At 64.0% G+C, this 16,154-nt stretch carries 15 protein-coding genes; 9 read left to right on the forward strand and 6 right to left on the reverse strand.

The window, feature by feature from the left end; all coding sequences use genetic code 11:
• Positions 1-6: 6 nt before the first annotated feature.
• The 7 genes from mrdA to lipB all read left to right on the forward strand — a co-directional run bounded on the left by mrdA (position 7) and on the right by lipB (position 7,292).
• On the forward strand, positions 7-1,905 hold the full coding sequence (gene mrdA / locus G559_RS0128040) for a penicillin-binding protein 2 (RefSeq protein WP_028631406.1): 1,899 nt from the start codon (positions 7-9) through the stop codon (positions 1,903-1,905).
• Positions 1,902-3,047, forward strand: a complete 1,146-nt coding sequence (rodA, locus tag G559_RS0128045) for a rod shape-determining protein RodA (RefSeq protein WP_028631407.1) — start codon at positions 1,902-1,904, stop codon at positions 3,045-3,047. Before mrdA ends, rodA begins: the two co-directional genes overlap by 4 nt.
• Positions 3,048-3,082: 35 nt before the next feature.
• Entirely contained in the window at positions 3,083-4,072 is a 990-nt protein-coding gene (mltB, locus tag G559_RS0128050) for a lytic murein transglycosylase B (RefSeq protein ID WP_036997987.1), read from the forward strand.
• Between the two features lie 3 nt (positions 4,073-4,075).
• Positions 4,076-5,086, forward strand: coding sequence for a septal ring lytic transglycosylase RlpA family protein (locus G559_RS0128055; RefSeq protein ID WP_036997974.1), 1,011 nt, complete (start codon positions 4,076-4,078; stop codon positions 5,084-5,086).
• 61 nt (positions 5,087-5,147) lie between these two features.
• Positions 5,148-6,311 (forward strand): D-alanyl-D-alanine carboxypeptidase family protein, encoded by a 1,164-nt coding sequence (locus G559_RS0128060; protein ID WP_028631410.1) that lies wholly within the window; start codon positions 5,148-5,150, stop codon positions 6,309-6,311.
• A gap of 73 nt (positions 6,312-6,384) precedes the next feature.
• A complete protein-coding gene (locus G559_RS0128065; protein ID WP_028631411.1) occupies positions 6,385-6,666 on the forward strand; it encodes a DUF493 domain-containing protein in 282 nt (93 codons plus the stop codon).
• A complete protein-coding gene (lipB, locus tag G559_RS0128070; protein WP_028631412.1) occupies positions 6,666-7,292 on the forward strand; it encodes a lipoyl(octanoyl) transferase LipB in 627 nt (208 codons plus the stop codon). Before G559_RS0128065 ends, lipB begins: the two co-directional genes overlap by 1 nt.
• Positions 7,293-7,442: 150 nt before the next feature.
• On the opposite strand, the gene lipA is transcribed toward lipB, so the two are convergent.
• From lipA to leuS, 6 genes are all read right to left on the reverse strand, one after another.
• On the reverse strand, positions 7,443-8,495 hold the full coding sequence (gene lipA / locus G559_RS0128075; protein ID WP_028631413.1) for a lipoyl synthase: 1,053 nt from the start codon (positions 8,493-8,495) through the stop codon (positions 7,443-7,445).
• Positions 8,496-8,637: 142 nt separating this feature from the next.
• Entirely contained in the window at positions 8,638-9,954 is a 1,317-nt protein-coding gene (locus G559_RS0128080; RefSeq protein ID WP_028631414.1) for a lytic murein transglycosylase, read from the reverse strand.
• Positions 9,955-10,019: 65 nt separating this feature from the next.
• Entirely contained in the window at positions 10,020-10,178 is a 159-nt protein-coding gene (gene arfA / locus G559_RS29485) for an alternative ribosome rescue factor ArfA (protein WP_036997976.1), read from the reverse strand.
• Positions 10,179-10,249: 71 nt separating this feature from the next.
• Positions 10,250-11,287 (reverse strand): DNA polymerase III subunit delta, encoded by a 1,038-nt coding sequence (gene holA / locus G559_RS0128090; protein WP_028631415.1) that lies wholly within the window; start codon positions 11,285-11,287, stop codon positions 10,250-10,252.
• A 40-nt stretch (positions 11,288-11,327) separates the two neighbouring features.
• Positions 11,328-11,936 (reverse strand): LPS-assembly lipoprotein LptE, encoded by a 609-nt coding sequence (locus G559_RS0128095; RefSeq protein ID WP_028631416.1) that lies wholly within the window; start codon positions 11,934-11,936, stop codon positions 11,328-11,330.
• A gap of 60 nt (positions 11,937-11,996) precedes the next feature.
• Complete coding sequence (gene leuS, locus G559_RS0128100; RefSeq protein WP_028631417.1) at positions 11,997-14,618, reverse strand: leucine--tRNA ligase; 2,622 nt, start codon at positions 14,616-14,618, stop codon at positions 11,997-11,999.
• A 253-nt stretch (positions 14,619-14,871) separates the two neighbouring features.
• Between leuS and G559_RS0128105 the strand changes: the two genes are divergently transcribed.
• Both G559_RS0128105 and G559_RS0128110 read left to right on the forward strand, forming a co-directional pair.
• Positions 14,872-15,309 carry a hypothetical protein gene (locus G559_RS0128105; RefSeq protein ID WP_028631418.1) on the forward strand — a complete coding sequence of 146 codons (438 nt, stop codon included), beginning with the start codon at positions 14,872-14,874 and terminating at the stop codon, positions 15,307-15,309.
• 24 nt (positions 15,310-15,333) lie between these two features.
• On the forward strand, positions 15,334-16,095 hold the full coding sequence (locus G559_RS0128110) for a YdcF family protein (protein WP_028631419.1): 762 nt from the start codon (positions 15,334-15,336) through the stop codon (positions 16,093-16,095).
• Positions 16,096-16,154 lie beyond the last annotated feature (59 nt).

Consider the following 16,154-nt stretch of genomic DNA (forward strand, 5'->3'; position numbering starts at 1 on the left):
CTGTCCATGCCGCAACCGATCCGCCTGAAAGACCACGAGAAAGATGCCCGCCTGGTGCGTCAGCGCGTGATCGTGGGCGCCGTGGCAGTGCTGTTGCTGACTTGCGTGCTGATTGCCCGTCTTTATTACCTGCAGGTGATCCAGTACGAGTACCACTCGACCCTTTCCGAGAACAATCGCGTCCACGTGCAGCCGATACCGCCCACCCGTGGGCTGATTTTCGATCGCAATGGCGTAATCATCGCCGACAACCGGCCCAGTTTCAGTCTCAGCGTTACCCGCGAGCGGGCTGGCGACTGGAAAGCAACGCTCGATGTGATTGTCGAAGTGCTGCAGCTGACACCGGATGACCGTGCCCTGTTCGAGAAGCGCATGAGGCAGGGGCGGCGGCCGTTCGAGCCGGTGCCTATCCTTTTTGAACTGACCGAAGAGCAGATCGCCCGAGTGGCGGTGAACCAATTCCGCCTGCCCGGCGTAGAAGTGGTGGCGCAGTTGGTGCGGCACTATCCGCAGGGCGCGCACTTTGCCCACTCGGTGGGTTATGTCGGCCGCATCAATGAGAAAGAGCTGAAGCAGCTCGATCCGGTCAACTACAGCGGCACCCACCATATCGGCAAGACCGGGATCGAGCGCTTCTACGAAGACCAGCTGCATGGCGAGGTGGGTTACGAAGAAGTCGAAACCAACGCTCGCGGCCGCGTACTGCGCGTGCTCAAGCGCACCGACCCGAAACCTGGAAAGGACCTGGTGCTGACCCTCGACGTGCGTCTGCAGGAGGCCGCCGAGCAGGCCCTGGCGGGGCGTCGTGGTGCCATCGTCGCCATCGAGCCGTCCAGCGGCGACGTACTGGCGATGGTCAGTCAGCCGAGCTTCGACCCGAACCCGTTCGTCACCGGCATCAGCTTCAAGGCTTACGCCGAGCTGCGCGATTCCATTGACAGACCCTTGTACAACCGCGTGTTGCGGGGCCTGTACCCGCCAGGTTCGACCATCAAACCGATGGTGGCGGTCTCCGGCCTGGACTCGGGGGTGGTGACGCCGGCTTCGCGAGTCTTCGATCCGGGCTTCTACCAACTGCCGAACTACGACCACAAATACCGCAACTGGAACCGTTCCGGTGACGGCTGGGTGAACATGGAAACCGCGATAATGCGGTCAAACGACACCTACTTCTACGATCTTGCCCACAAGATGGGGATCGATCGTCTGCATGACTACATGAGTCGCTTCGGTTTTGGCCAGCGCGTGGCGCTGGATATGTTCGAAGAATCCGCGGGCCTGATGCCCTCCCGCGACTGGAAGCGCGCCCGCTACCGCCAGGCCTGGTACCCGGGGGAAACGCTGATCCTCGGTATCGGTCAGGGGTACATGCAGGCAACTCCGCTGCAACTGGCTCAATCGGTGGCGCTGATGGCCAACCGCGGCAAGTGGATCCGCCCGCACCTGGCCAAGACCATCGAAGGCCAAAGGCCGCTGGACCCCAATCCGATGCCAGACATCATCCTGCGTGACCCGAAGTTCTGGGATGCCGGGCGTATCGGTATGGAGCAGGTAGTCCATGGTGCCCGCGGCACGGCGCATAAGGTCGGCGCTGCGTCGGTCTACCGCATCGCCGGCAAGTCCGGCACCGCGCAGGTCGTAGCGATCAAGCAAGGCGAGAAGTACGACCGCTCCAAGGTCCAGGAACGGCATCGCGACCATGCGCTGTTCGTCGCCTTCGCTCCGGCCGAAGACCCGAAGATAGCCGTTGCGGTAATGGTGGAGAACGGCGAGTCCGGCTCGGGCGTTGCCGCACCTGTGGTCAAGCAGGTCATGGACGCCTGGCTCCTCGGTGAGGACGGCCAGCTGAAACCCGAGTTCCGCCCGCCGCAACCGCTGGCGGACCAGCAGAGCGCCATTCGATGAACAGCAACTTCGATCGCACCATCTCCCAGGAGGACGTGCTCAAGCGCCGAGCCACCCTCCTGCAGCGCCTGCACATCGATGGCTGGCTGCTGCTGATCATCCTGATGCTGGCGGCCGGTAGCCTGTTCGTCCTCTATTCGGCGAGCGGCAAGCACTGGGATCTGTTGATGAAACAGGCGAGCTCCTTCGGCCTGGGGATCGGGGCGATGATCGTCATCGCCCAGTTCGAGCCGCGCTTCATGGCGCGCTGGGTGCCGCTGGCATACGTGGTCGGGGTGGCCCTGCTGATAGCAGTGGAGGTCATGGGCCACACGGCCATGGGCGCTACCCGCTGGATCAATATTCCCGGGGTGATCCGCTTCCAGCCCTCGGAATTCATGAAGATCATCATGCCGGCGACCATCGCCTGGTACCTGTCTCGACACAACCTGCCACCCAAGCTCAAGCACATCACCGTCAGCCTGGTGCTGATCCTGGTGCCTTTCGTGCTGATCCTGAAGCAACCGGACCTCGGCACCTCTCTGCTGATCCTCGCCTCCGGTGCCTTTGTGCTGTTCATGGCCGGCCTGCAGTGGCGCTGGGTCTTCGGCGCGGTGGCGGCGGTGGTGCCCGTGGCAGTGGCCATGTGGTACTTCGTGTTGCACGACTACCAGAAGCAGCGAGTGCTGACCTTCCTCGATCCGGAGAGCGACCCGTTGGGTACCGGCTGGAACATCATTCAGTCCAAGGCAGCCATCGGCTCGGGTGGGGTATTTGGCAAAGGCTGGCTGCTGGGCACCCAGTCGCACCTGGATTTTTTGCCCGAAAGCCACACGGACTTTATCATTGCGGTCCTCGGCGAAGAGTTCGGCCTGGTGGGCGCCTGCCTGCTGCTGTTGGTCTATCTGCTCCTGATCGGCCGCGGCCTGGTGATTACCGCCCAGGCCCAGACCCTGTTCGGCAAGCTGCTGGCGGGCAGCCTGACCATGACCTTCTTCGTATACGTGTTCGTCAACATCGGCATGGTCAGTGGACTGTTGCCGGTCGTGGGGGTACCCCTGCCCTTCATTAGCTACGGCGGAACCCATCTGGTGACGCTGCTGTCAGGGTTTGGGGTGTTGATGGCGATCCATACCCATCGCAAATGGATCGCCCAGGTTTGAAACGAGTGAATGATTTGAAAGCACTGCGCAAGTTGATGCAGTTTGGGGCCACCGGGGTGGCCTTGGTCGGACTGCTGGGGGCAGCCGCACCGGCACTTTCCGGGGACTACGAGGGGTCGCCGCAGGTGGCCGAGTTTGTCGCCGAGATGACTCGCGACTACGGCTTTGCTGGCGAGCAACTGGTGGACCTGTTCCGTGAGGTGAATCGCAAGCAGTCCATTCTCGACGCCATCTCCCGGCCCGCCGAACGGGTCAAGCCGTGGAAGGAATACCGGCCGATCTTCATCACCCCGGCACGTATTCAGAAAGGCGTGTCCTTCTGGAACCAGCACGCCGAGGCGCTGGCTCGCGCCGAGAAGGAATATGGCGTACCGGCCCAGGTGATCGTCGCGATCATCGGCGTCGAGACCTTCTATGGTGGGAATACCGGCAACTTCCGCGTGATCGACGCCCTGTCTACCCTGGGTTTTGACTACCCGCCGCGTGCCGATTTCTTCCGCAAGCAGCTGAAGGAGTTCCTCTTGCTGGCGCGCGAGGAGCAGGTCGATCCGCTGATGCTCAAGGGCTCTTACGCCGGGGCCATGGGGCTGCCTCAGTTCATGCCGAGCAGCTTCCGCGCCTATGCTGTGGATTTTGACGGCGACGGCCATATCGACATCTGGAAAAACCCGGTGGACGCCATCGGCAGCGTCGCCAGCTACTTCAAGCGCCATGGCTGGGCAACCGGTGGTCCGGTGGTCAGCCGTGCCCAGGTTCGTGGTGATCGAATCGACGAAGGGTTGACCCAGGGACTGGACCCGGTGAAGAACGTCGGCGATCTTAGGACGCTGGGCTGGGCAAGCAGCGCCGCACTGCGCGATGATGTGCCGGTGACGGCCTTCAGGCTCGAGGGGGATGAAGGAGCGGAGTACTGGATGGGATTGCCGAACTTCTACGTCATTACCCGCTACAATCGCAGCGTGATGTACGCAATGGCCGTGCATCAGCTTTCCGAATTGCTGGTCAACGCAAGGGGCGGGCGTTAACCGATGCCACAACCGATAAGAGTCGTCGTCTACGGCGCCGTAGCATTGTTGCTGGCCAGTTGCTCGAGCAGTCGCGCACCCGAGCCGGTCCAACCCGGCGGCGCGATCTCCGGTCCCGGTGATTATTCGCGTCCGCACAAGGATGGCGCGCCTTGGTGGGAGGTCGACGTCTCGCGCATTCCCGATGCCGTCCCCATGCCGCACTATGGCTCGTTCAAGGCCAACCCTTACACGGTACTTGGCAAGACCTACTACCCGATGAGCGACGCGCGTCGCTATCAGGCAGTGGGCACTGCCTCGTGGTACGGCACCAAGTTCCACGGCCAGGCCACGGCCAACGGCGAGGCCTATGACCTCTACGGCATGACCGCTGCACACAAGACCCTGCCGCTGCCCAGCTACGTGCGGGTTACCAACCTGGATAACGGTCGCACGGTGATCCTGCGGGTCAACGACCGCGGGCCGTTCTACTCCGACCGCATCATCGATCTGTCCTTCGCCGCGGCGAAAAAGCTCGGTTACGCCGAATCGGGTACCGCCCGAGTCAAGGTGGAAGGAATCGACCCTCACGAGTGGTGGGCCGCTCAGGGGCGTCCGGTGCCGATGGTCCTCGCGCAACCGAAGATGGTTGCCCAGCCACAGCCGCAAGCCAAACCCCAGTCGGCCGTCCAGGTGGCCAGCGCGCCGATCGAGCAGTACACCCCGCCGCCGCAGCAACACGCCGCCGCGGTTCTGCCCGTACAGATCGACGCAAAAAAAAACGATTCACTCGCAGCGTCTGGCCTGTATCTCCAGGTGGGCGCCTTCGCCAATCCGGACGCTGCGGAGCTTCTCAAGGCCAAGCTGAGCGGGACGGTGAGTGCGCCGGTCTTCATCAGCTCGGTCGTGCGCAACCAGCAGATACTGCACCGGGTGCGCCTGGGGCCGATCGGAACTCAGGGTGAGGCCCAGCAGCTGCAAGACAGCCTGCGCCTGGCCAATCTCGGCCAGCCTACCCTGGTGAAGCCGGACTGACGGCTTCCTCAATTAGCCTGCAAGGGCCTGTTAGACCATTAGCTACTTCTCAGAGAGACGGATGAACATCTTCAGCTTCGCCAAACGCCTTTTACTGCCCGCAGCCCTGCTCATCGTCGCGCCGGCCTCCATGGCGACCCAGCAGATCGTCCCGTCGCCGCCCCAGTTGGCTGCCAAGTCCTATGTGCTGATGGACGCCCAGAGTGGCCAGGTGCTGGTCGAAAACAACGGTGACCAGCGTCTGCCGCCGGCCAGCCTGACCAAGCTGATGACCGCTTACATCGCCACCCTGGAAATCCGCAAGGGCCAGGTCGGCGAGAACGATCCGGTCACCATCAGTGAGCACGCCTGGCGTACCGGTGGTTCGCGCATGTTCGTCCAGGTCAATACTCAGGTGTCCCTGAGCGACCTGCTGCACGGCATCATCATCCAGTCGGGCAACGACGCCAGCGTGGCCGTGGCCGAGCACATCGCCGGCAGTGAAGACGCCTTCGCCGACATGATGAACACCACTGCCGAAAAGCTCGGCATGACCAACAGCCACTTCATGAATGCCACCGGCCTGCCCAACCCGGAGCACTACTCCACCTCCCATGACATGGCGACCCTGGCCCGCGCGATCATCTACGAAGACCCGGCCCACTACGCCATTTACTCCCAGAAGGAGTTCTTCTGGAACAACATCAAGCAGCCCAACCGCAACTTGCTGCTGTGGCGAGACAAGACCGTCGACGGCCTGAAGACCGGCCACACCGACGAAGCCGGCTACTGCCTGGTGGCTTCCGCTGTGCGTGACAACATGCGCCTGATCGCTGTGGTGTTCGGTACCAACAGCGAGCAGGCCCGTGCCGCCGAGACTCAGAAACTGCTGACCTACGGCTTCCGTTTCTTCGAAACCCAGACCTTCTATCAGAAGGGCGCCGAGCTGGCGAAAGCCCAGGTGTGGAAGGGCGCTACCCGGGAAGCCAAGGCGGGCCTGGCCCAGGACCTGACCCTGACCCTGCCGAGGGGCCAGGCCAAGAAGCTGCAGGCCAGCATGACCTTGAATCCGCAGCTGATCGCCCCCATCAAGCAGGGTGACGTGATCGGCAAGGTGGAGGTCAAGCTGGAAGACCAGGTAGTCCACAGCGCCGACCTGATCGCCCTCGAGACCGTTGAGGAAGGTGGTTTCTTCCGCCGCCTGTGGGATAGCATCCGCCTGTTCTTCTTCGGCCTGTTCAATTGACCTACTGAGCCGCCGCCTCGTGCCTTACCAAGCCCGGGGCGTCCGCATCGCGGATCACGAGTCCGCCGCCGCCATGACCGACACTCCTGACGTACAACCTCCAAAAATCGAGTTCCCCTGCGAGCGTTACCCCATCAAGGTAATCGGCGATTCAGGCGAAGGCTTCGCCGACCTGGTGATCGAGGTCATCCAGCGCCACGCTCCTGACCTCGACTCCACCACCCTGGTGGTGCGTGACAGCCGCAATGGTCGTTTCCTCTCGGTACAGGTGCTGATCACCGCCACCGGCGTCGACCAGCTGCAGGCGATCCACATCGACCTGCGTGCCACCGGTCGTGTGCACATGGTGCTCTAGTGGCATCTGCCGAACTTGTCGTGCGCCATCTGGGGTTGGTGGACTATCTGCCGACCCTCGAAGCGATGCGACGCCTGACTGCCGAGCGCGACGAACGGACACCTGACGAAATCTGGCTGCTGCAGCACCCCCGGGTATTTACTCAGGGTCAGGCTGGCAAGGCCGAACATCTGCTCGCACCGGGAGACATCCCGGTGGTGCAGGTTGATCGCGGCGGCCAAGTCACCTATCACGGCCCCGGGCAACTGGTGGCCTACCTGATGCTCGACCTGCGCCGTCTCGGACTGGGCGTACGCGAGCTGGTCACGGCCATGGAGCAGAGCCTGGTCGATGTCCTGGCTGCCTATGGCGTCGAAGCCGCGCCCAAGGCGGATGCGCCCGGTGTCTATGTCGACGGCGACAAGATCGCCTCGCTGGGGCTGAGGGTCAGCCGTGGCTGCTCCTTCCACGGCCTGGCGCTCAATGTGGACATGGACATGTCGCCCTTCTGGCGGATCAATCCCTGCGGCTACGCCGGGTTGAAGATGGTGCAGCTCAAGGACCTGCTTGAGACGGCACCACCCTTCGAAGAGTTGGCTCAGCGCCTGGAACGTGCTCTACGCCAGCGGCTGGGCTACGCCAGCTAGGCTGCGCGAGGCGTCTCGAACACGCGGAAATGAAACGCCCCCCTCCCTTTGGGAGGGGGGCGAGTCTTTTATGGGCTTTCGGATGGCGCCTGATTGCTGGGTGAAAACACCCTTTCGCCGACTTGCCGTAGCGGGCGGCGAATCGCCAGCTCAGCTCAGGTTGAGTGCCGGAATGATGCTGACGTCGAGGGGCTGGCCCGGCACCGGAACCGGCGCTGCCAGGCCCAGGTTGTTCTTCTCGAACACCCGGTCTGCCCGGTAACTGGAGCGCACCAGCGGGCCCGCCGCGACTTCCATGAAACCCTTCTGCAGGCCGATATCACGGAAGCGGTTGAACTCCTCCGGGCTGACCCAGCGCTTGACCGGCAAATGGTTGCGGGTGGGCTGCAGGTACTGGCCGAGGGTGAGGATGTCCACGCCAATGGCGCGCAGGTCATCCATGGTCTCGATGACTTCCTCGTCAGTCTCACCCAGTCCGAGCATCAGGCTGGTCTTGGCCAGCACGTCAGGACGGTGACGCTTGGCATGCTCCAGCACGCGCAGGGTCTTCTCGTAGCCGGCGCGCGGGTCGCGCACCACGTGGGTCAGCCGCTTGACCGTCTCGACGTTCTGCGCGAAGACCTCAAGGCCGGAGTCCACGACCCGTTCGATGGCCTGAAGGTCGCCGTTGAAGTCCGGGGTCAGGGCCTCCACGACCACTTGCGGCGTGCGCTCCTTGATCGCGCGCACGCAGGCGGCGTAGTGACTGGCGCCGCCATCATGCAGGTCGTCGCGATCCACCGAGGTCAGCACGATATAGCGCAACGCCATCAGCTCGACGGATTTGGCAGTGTTCTGGGGTTCTTCCTGGTCCAGCCAACCGTTGGGGTTGCCGGTGTCCACGGCGCAGAAGCGGCAGGCGCGGGTGCACACCGAACCCATCAGCATGATGGTGGCAGTGCCGTTGGACCAGCACTCGCCCATGTTCGGGCAGTGCGATTCCTGGCACACGGTGCTCAGGCGATGTTCACTGACATTGCGCTTGACCGCCTCGAAGCGGCTGCCGCCCGGCGCCTTGACCCGCAGCCACTTGGGCTTGGGTTCGAATACCTGCGCCTCGGCCGAGGTTCGGCGCTTCTGGCCATCCTTGATCGCGGTGATGCCCTGCGCAGTACGGAACTTTTCGCCGCTGGCGACGGGTTTGGAGGTGTCTGTATCGGACATGGGAAAACTGGCTCCGCTAGAGGCTCCGTGGGCTGCCGCAGGGGCAAAAAAGGGTGGCGCAGTGTATCACAAAGGCGTCTGCACGAACTGGCCGCCGTCCGGAAGCGAGCGCGCCGGAGGCTGCGAGGAAGGCGGGGGGGGCTTAGCGCCCCTCGCGCAACTGCATGAGCAGTTCCAGATTGGGGTAGCCGTCCGCTGGCCAGCCCAGGCGCTGCTGGTAGCCGCGAATGGCCTTGCGGGTGTTGGCGCCGATGATGCCGTCCGGCGCACCCGGGGAGTAGCCGGCGGCCGTCAGCGATTCTTGCAGTTCCACGCGCTCGCTGCGGCTCAGCGGGCGTTCGTCGCGAGGCCAATTGGCAGTGAGTTCGCCACGACCATCGAAGCGTTCGCCCAACAGGCTCACGGCAAGGGCGTAAGACGAAGAGTTGTTGTACTTGAGGATGGCGCGGAAGTTATCCAGCACCAGGAAGGCGGGGCCGCGATAGCCGGCAGGGAGCAACAGCGAGGCGGACTCCCCGGACAGGGATGCTGCTTGTGCGCCGGTCTGTACGCCCAGGGCTTGCCACTGTGCCACGGGCCTGCGGATGTCGGCGTCGGCCTGGGCATAGTCGAAGCCTTGGGGCAGTTGCACCTGCAGCGCGGCAGGCTGGCCCTTGCGCCAGCCGGAGGCTTGCAGGTAGTGCGCGGCAGAGGCCAGGGCATCGGCCGAGGAACTCCAGATATTGCGGCGGCCGTCGCCATCGAAGTCCACCGCGTGACTGTTATAGGTGGTGGGGATGAATTGGGTCTGGCCCATGGCGCCGGCCCAGGAGCCCAGCATATTGGCGGGCTGGATATCGCCGTGCTGGAGGATCTGCAGGGCAGCGAGCAGCTGTGCGTGAGCGAACGCCGGGCGACGACCTTCGTAGGCCAGTGTCGCCAGGGAGCGGATTACCGACTTGTCGCCCATGAACTGGCCGAAGCTGCTTTCCATGCCCCAAATGGCGACCAGGGGCTCGCGGTCTACCCCGAAACGCTGTTCGATAGCGTCCAGCGTGGCTGCGTGTTCGGTCATCAGGGCCTGGCCCTTGCGCACACGGTAGGGCGAGATGGCGCCTTCCAGATATTCCCAGACCGGCCGAGTGAACTCGGGTTGGCTGCGATCGGCGGAAATCACGCTGGGGTCTGGGGTGATGCCGGCAAAGGCTCGATCGAAAGTGTCGGGGTCTATGCCGCTGGACAGGGCTTCGCGACGAAAAGCGTCACGCCAGGCACTGAAGCTGACGGCCGGCATCACTATCGGGGCCTGGGCGGATAGTGCCGAGGTTGTGATGGGGGCGCTGGCGGGTTGGCTGACCTGGGGCTGTGGAGCGGAAGCGGGCTTCTGTGCCGGGGCGTCGGCGCAAGCGCTGAGCAGAGTGAAGGCAGAGGTCGCGGCCAGGCTGCGAAACATCAGGCTGGTGGCGGGAGCATCGAACATACGCGAGTCTCGAGGCAGACGAATCAAGCCGCGACCTTAACACGTCCGAGCCGATTTACGCCTACTCAGGCGGCCATAAGCGACGAAGCCTCCCAATCTTGGGAGGCTTCGCGGCGGTAACTTCCTTTGCCTTTCTGGGGCTTCTCCCGACGGCAGCGGAAGAGTGGCTGGGCTACCAGGGACTTTGCGCGTTCGGGCGCGCCTTGCTTGCGTTTCTTGGCCATGGCCGATCCTCGATTGCACCCGCACCACTGCGGGCGCGCGCATCATCAGCTTCTGTTCAGAAAATGTCCAGCTACTCGGCGGCCAGGGGCAGGCGTTGGCCGGCCAGCAGCAAGGCGAGACGGGCGAGGCCGTTCCAGGGATCACCTGGTGCCTGGCCCTTGATCTGCGCGTCAATGCGCTGGGCGTCCTGCAGCAATTGATTCCAGCGCGACGCCGGATGGCGCTGCAGGGCGCGGGTAACCAATGGGCGGCGTTTGTCCCACACGGGGGGGCGCGCGGCAGCAAAGGCCTTTTCCAGGGGGACGCCCTGGCTGTATTGCTGGGCCAGGCCAGCGAGCAGGCGCAGTTCGCGGGCCAGTGCCCAGAGGATTACCGGTGGCTCGACACCCTCGCCGCGCAAACCTTCCAGGGTGCGCAGGGTATGAGCGGGCTCGCCGTTGAGGGCCGCGTCTATCAGGCCGAAGATGTCGAAACGGGCACTGTCGGCCACTGCTGCCTGGACGGTAGCGGCATCGATCTGCCCACCTTCGGCCACCAGCTTGAGCTTTTCGATTTCCTGGGCGGCTGCCAGCAGGTTGCCTTCTACCCGTGCGGCTATCAGGTCTACCGCTTCCTGGTTGGCGGCAAGCCCGGCCTGGGACAGGCGCTGGCGAATCCATTGCGGCAGGTTGTGCGCGTCGATGGGCCAGATCTGGATGAACTGGGTATCCGGCCCGTCGATCAGTGCCTTGGCCCACTTGGTCTTCTGGGTGCTGCCGTCGAGCTTGGGCAGGTTCAGCAGGAGAACGGTGTCTTCCGGCGGTCGTGCCAGGTATTCCAGCAGTGCGGCGGCGCCCTTGTCCCCAGGCTTGCCCGAGGGCATGCGCACTTCCAGCAGTCGCTTCTCGGCAAACAGCGAAAGACTGGCGCCGGCTTCCAGCAGCAGGCCCCAGTCGAAGTTGGCTTCGGCATTGAACACCTGGCGCTCGCTGAAGTCCCGTGCTCGGGCGCTGGCGCGAATGGCGTCACAGGCTTCCTGGCAGAGCAGCGGCTCGTCGCCGCTGACGATGTAGACCGGTGCCAGCGGGCCCTGCAGGTGTTTGCCCAGTTGTGCGGGATTGAGCTTCATAGGCGCAAATGACCGGGGCCGCTCGTGCGGCCCCGTGTACTCACTGGATGGGCAGTTGCAGCGGCGATTGCTGCGGTTGCTGGGCCTTCTCGGCCTGGCGCGCGGCTTCCAGCGCTTCGGCTTCGGCCTTGGCCTTGGCTTCTGCGGTCTGTTGCAGCTGGTCGAGTTGGGACGGGGTGATCAGCTGCAGGCGCATGAGCATCTGCTGGACCATTTCCTGGCGCATTTCCTGGCGCAGCTGTGCAGCTTCCTGGTCGGAACCGATCAGGTTGTTGCTGTCGTGCACGTAGTACTTCTGCACGGTCAGCTTGTCGTCCATCAGCAGCAGGTCGTTGTTGCCGTGGATTTCGTATTGCAGGGTCTGGGTCAGTTCGTACTCTGCGCTGCGGGCGCCAGTGGTGTAGGAAGCAGTGCGCTGGGATTCGTCCTCGCGGGCCAATACAAGGGTGTAGGGTGCGCCGGCGTGGACATTCACGCCGTTGTCTTCCAGTGCTGCGCGCACGGCCTTGACGGTCGGGCCGTACAGGTTGCGAGCGGTCACGTCCATTTCGGTCAGGGCGAAGCTGGCGTCGCCAGTGCCGCGCAGCTGAAAACCGCACGCACTCAGCAGTGCGGCAAGGCCTAGGACCAGCAGATTCCGTTTCATCATTTCTTGCTTTCCCCTTGCGAGCAGTCCGGCGCCGTTCCTGGAGGAGGGCGCCGGCTTCGATCAGTTGGCGACGATATTGACCAGTTTGCCTGGTACGACGATGACCTTGCGGATGGTCAGGCCGTCGGTGAAGCGCAGTACGTTTTCGTTGGCGCGCGCAGTGGCTTCCACCGCCTCGCGGCTGGCGTCGGCCGGCACTTCGATATGACCACGCAGCTTGCCGTTGACCTGAACCACCAGTTGCAGGCTGTCCTGCACCAGGGCGGCTTCGTCCACGGTCGGCCAGGTGGCGTCGATGGAAGCACCGGAGTGGCCCAGTTCGCGCCAGACCACGTGGCTGATATGCGGAGTGATGGGGGCCAGCAGCAGCGCTACGGTTTCCAGGCCTTCCTGCAGCAGTGCGCGGTCTTCAGCGCTGGCTTGCGGAGCTTTCTCGAGCACGTTCATCAGGGTCATCACGGCAGCGATGGCAGTGTTGAACTTGTGGTGCTGGCCAATATCCTGGCTGGCCTGCTTGATGGCCAGGTGGATGGCGCGGTGCACGGCTTTCTGTTCGTCGTTCAGCGCGCTGCGATCCAGGGCGGCCGGCAGACCCGCGGCGACATGCGCCTGGGCCAGTCGCCAGACGCGACGGAGGAAGCGGCTAGCGCCCTCGACACCGGAGTCGGACCACTCGAGGCTCATGTCCGGCGGCGAGGCGAACATCATGAACAGGCGGCAGGTGTCGGCGCCGTAGGCGTCGATCATGGCTTGCGGGTCGACGCCGTTGTTCTTCGACTTCGACATTTTCTCGGTGCCGCCGATTTCCACCGGCAGGCCGTCGGTTTTCAGGCGGGCGCCGATGACCTTGGCCTTGGCGTCGCGCTCGACTTCGACGTCGGCCGGGTTGAACCAGTCCTTGCCACCGTTGGCTGCAACGCGGTAGTAGGTCTCGGCCACCACCATGCCCTGGGTGAGCAGGTTCTTGAACGGCTCGTCGGAGCTGACCAGGCCTTCATCACGCATCAGCTTGTGGAAGAAGCGCGCGTAGAGCAGGTGCAGGATCGCGTGTTCGATACCGCCGATGTATTGGTCCACCGGCAGCCAGTGGTTGGCTGCGGCCGGGTCGACCATGCCCTTGTCGTAGTTTGGCGAGGCGTAGCGGGCGAAGTACCAGGAGCTCTCCACGAAGGTATCCATGGTGTCGGTTTCGCGCTTGGCCGCTGTGCCGCATTTCGGGCAGGTGCAGTTATAGAATTCGGGCATCTTCGCCAGCGGGCTGCCGGCGCCGTCCGGCACCACATCTTCCGGCAGGATTACCGGCAGTTGGTCTTCCGGCACGGGCACGTCACCACAGCTCGGGCAGTGGATGATCGGGATCGGGCAGCCCCAGTAGCGCTGGCGGCTGATGCCCCAGTCACGCAGGCGGAACTGGGTGCGGGCTTGGCCGAGGCCTTTCTTTTGCAAGGCCACTTCGATGGCGTCGAAGGCGCCCTGGTAGTCCAGACCGTCGAACTCGCCGGAGTTGATCAGTTGCCCGTGCTCGCCATAGGCGTCTTGCCACGGGGCGGGCGTTTCGTCGCCGGCAGCGGTGCGGATCACCGGTTTGACCGGCAGGTCGTACTTGTGGGCGAAGGCGAAGTCGCGCTCATCGTGGGCCGGCACGGCCATCACGGCACCTTCGCCATAATTCATGAGGACGTAGTTGGCGACCCAGACGGGCAGCTTGTCGCCGGTCAGCGGGTGTTCGACGAACAGCGGAGTGGGCAGGCCCTTTTTCTCCTGGGTGGCGATGTCGGCTTCGGCGACGCCACCGCGTTTGCATTCGTCGATGAAGGCTTGCAGCTCAGCGGCCTTGTCGGCCGGCAGCTTCTGCACGGCCAGGGTGGCCAGCGGGTGCTCGGCGGCGACAGCGACGTAAGTGGCGCCCAGCAGGGTGTCCGGACGAGTGGTGAAGACTTTCAGTGCCCCGGCCTGGCCAATGCTGGATGGGTCGTAGGGGAAGCTGACTTCCATGCCGCGGGATTTGCCAATCCAGTTGCGCTGCATGGTCTTGACCTGCTCGGGCCAGCCGTCCAGGTCGTCGAGGCTGCTCAAGAGTTCATCCGCATAGGCGGTGATCTTGAAGTAGTACATCGGGATCTCGCGCTTCTCGACCAGCGCACCGGAGCGCCAGCCGCGGCCGTCGATGACCTGCTCGTTGGCAAGGACCGTCTGGTCTGCCGGGTCCCAGTTGACGGTGCCGTTCTTGCGGTAGATCACGCCTTTTTCGAACAGTTTGGTGAACAGCCACTGCTCCCAACGGTAGTAGTCGGGCTTGCAGGTGGTGACTTCACGGGACCAGTCGATGGCCAGGCCCAGGCTTTTCAGCTGGGTCTTCATGTAGTCGATGTTTTCGTAGGTCCACTTGGCCGGTGCGACGTTGTTCTTCATGGCGGCGTTTTCTGCCGGCATTCCGAAGGCGTCCCAGCCCATGGGCTGCAGCACGTTCTTGCCCAGCATGCGCTGATAGCGGGCGATCACGTCGCCGATGGTGTAGTTGCGCACGTGCCCCATGTGTAGCTTGCCGCTCGGGTAGGGGAACATCGACAGGCAATAGAAGGTGTCCTTGCCGGGCTGCTCACTCACTTCAAAGGATTTATGCGCGTCCCAGTGGGCTTGCGCGGCGGCTTCGATTTCGCGGGGCTGATACTGTTCGTGCATGGCTACTGGCGCTGGAGGATGGGGTTCCTCGGGTCCGGGGGCGCTGGCCTTGGCCACGCTGCCGGACCCTGGAGGAAACAGAAATTCAAGCGACGTAGCATACATGACCCCTGTCGGCCTAGGGAAACCCTGAATGCACGGCCGGCGTCCGTCGGCAATCCCCGCGCCGTTTGTCGCTGGCACCTTGCAGCGGAGAACCGAACGCTAAGCTTTTCATAAGCAACGCAAGCGTTTACGCAGTTCGAGGTGTTGGATGGGTGAGTTGCGGCGGACGGACTCAGGGAGCGGGCTCTACGAGCGGTTGTTACACCGGCTGGCCCTGGCGCTGGATGAAGCGGATACGGCGGTTCGCTTGCGCGACGAGGAACCGCTCGAACTGGAGCTCAAGGGACTGACTCCTGCCGAGATGGAGTTGATCCGCGCCTATCTGGATCGCGACATGCGCTGGTTGCGTGGCTGGCATGCCGCCGCCGAGGAGCTGGCGGCCATCGAGGAGTTGCCCCGTCGATCCCCGCGTGCCGACAGTGGCCCACCCAAGAGCTTCGCCCTCAAGCCTAAACCCCAGTTCAAGCGCCGCCAGCAACTGTGCTGCGCCATGTGCGGTACGCCGGCCATCTGGCAGCGCGGCCAGGGTGTGCCGGCCTGCATGTCCTGTGGGTCACAGCTTTTCCGCACGTCCAATCCCCGTTAGGCTCCGGGCACCCTGGAGGTGCCCATGCCGATTCGCTACATCATCAAGCAATTCCTGCTCCCGCCCGGTGGCCTGCTGCTCTTGCTGCTGCTGGCCTGGTGGTTGCGTCGGCGCATGCCGCGCCTGTCTCTGGCCTGTTTCATTACGGGGCTTGGGGGGCTCTGGCTGATGAGCCTGCCGATCGTGGTCGAATGGTCGGCCAAGGCGCTGGAGCGCGAGCCGCCCCTGGCCATGGCGGAGTGGGCTCAGTTGGCTGGGCGGGTGGACGCCATCGTTGTGCTGGGTGGTGGCCGTGAACAGGCCGACCCGGCCTGGGGTGCGGATCAGCCTTCGCCCATGGCCATGGAACGCCTGCGCTATGCCGCGCGTCTGGCCCGTGCAAGTGGCCTGCCGCTGTTGACCAGTGGCGGCCTGCACTATGGCGAACCGCCCTCCGAGGCGCGGATCATGGCCGATACACTTGGGCGCGATTTCGGCCTGGAGGTGCGCTGGCAGGAGGGGGAGAGTCGTACTACCTGGGAGAACGCCACCTACAGCGCCGCGCTGCTCCAACCTGCCGGGGTGCGCCGGGTTCTGCTGGTGACTCAGGCTTCGCACATGCCCCGGGCCCGCTGGAGTTTCGAGCGGGCGGGGTTCGAGGTGGTGGCGGCGCCCGTGGGTTACCTCGGCGTACCCAATGGCCGCCCGCTGGGCGGCTGGTTGCCGGAGTCCAAGGCCGTCTGGCAGAGCGGAATGCTGCTGAACGAGGTCGTCGGACTGCTGGCCTATCCACTGGCCTATGACTGAGAGGGCCGCGTTCCTTGTCGGGTGTGAGTGCGTTCACCCCCAACAAGGAGCGGCCAGCG

This window comes from Metapseudomonas resinovorans DSM 21078 (assembly GCF_000423545.1).
Taxonomy (GTDB): Bacteria; Pseudomonadota; Gammaproteobacteria; order Pseudomonadales; family Pseudomonadaceae; genus Metapseudomonas; species Metapseudomonas resinovorans.

Coding starts and splice junctions, on each gene's coding strand:
- G559_RS0128065 (WP_028631411.1), top strand. CDS start 6,385: ATGACCGACACTCCTGACGTACAACCTCCAAAAATCGAGTTCCCCTGC.
- leuS (WP_028631417.1), bottom strand. CDS start 14,618: ATGCACGAACAGTATCAGCCCCGCGAAATCGAAGCCGCCGCGCAAGCC.
- arfA (WP_036997976.1), bottom strand. CDS start 10,178: ATGGCCAAGAAACGCAAGCAAGGCGCGCCCGAACGCGCAAAGTCCCTG.
- lipA (WP_028631413.1), bottom strand. CDS start 8,495: ATGTCCGATACAGACACCTCCAAACCCGTCGCCAGCGGCGAAAAGTTC.
- mltB (WP_036997987.1), top strand. CDS start 3,083: ATGCAGTTTGGGGCCACCGGGGTGGCCTTGGTCGGACTGCTGGGGGCA.
- G559_RS0128110 (WP_028631419.1), top strand. CDS start 15,334: ATGCCGATTCGCTACATCATCAAGCAATTCCTGCTCCCGCCCGGTGGC.
- rodA (WP_028631407.1), top strand. CDS start 1,902: ATGAACAGCAACTTCGATCGCACCATCTCCCAGGAGGACGTGCTCAAG.
- holA (WP_028631415.1), bottom strand. CDS start 11,287: ATGAAGCTCAATCCCGCACAACTGGGCAAACACCTGCAGGGCCCGCTG.
- G559_RS0128080 (WP_028631414.1), bottom strand. CDS start 9,954: ATGTTCGATGCTCCCGCCACCAGCCTGATGTTTCGCAGCCTGGCCGCG.
- G559_RS0128055 (WP_036997974.1), top strand. CDS start 4,076: ATGCCACAACCGATAAGAGTCGTCGTCTACGGCGCCGTAGCATTGTTG.
- mrdA (WP_028631406.1), top strand. CDS start 7: ATGCCGCAACCGATCCGCCTGAAAGACCACGAGAAAGATGCCCGCCTG.
- G559_RS0128105 (WP_028631418.1), top strand. CDS start 14,872: ATGGGTGAGTTGCGGCGGACGGACTCAGGGAGCGGGCTCTACGAGCGG.
- G559_RS0128095 (WP_028631416.1), bottom strand. CDS start 11,936: ATGATGAAACGGAATCTGCTGGTCCTAGGCCTTGCCGCACTGCTGAGT.
- G559_RS0128060 (WP_028631410.1), top strand. CDS start 5,148: ATGAACATCTTCAGCTTCGCCAAACGCCTTTTACTGCCCGCAGCCCTG.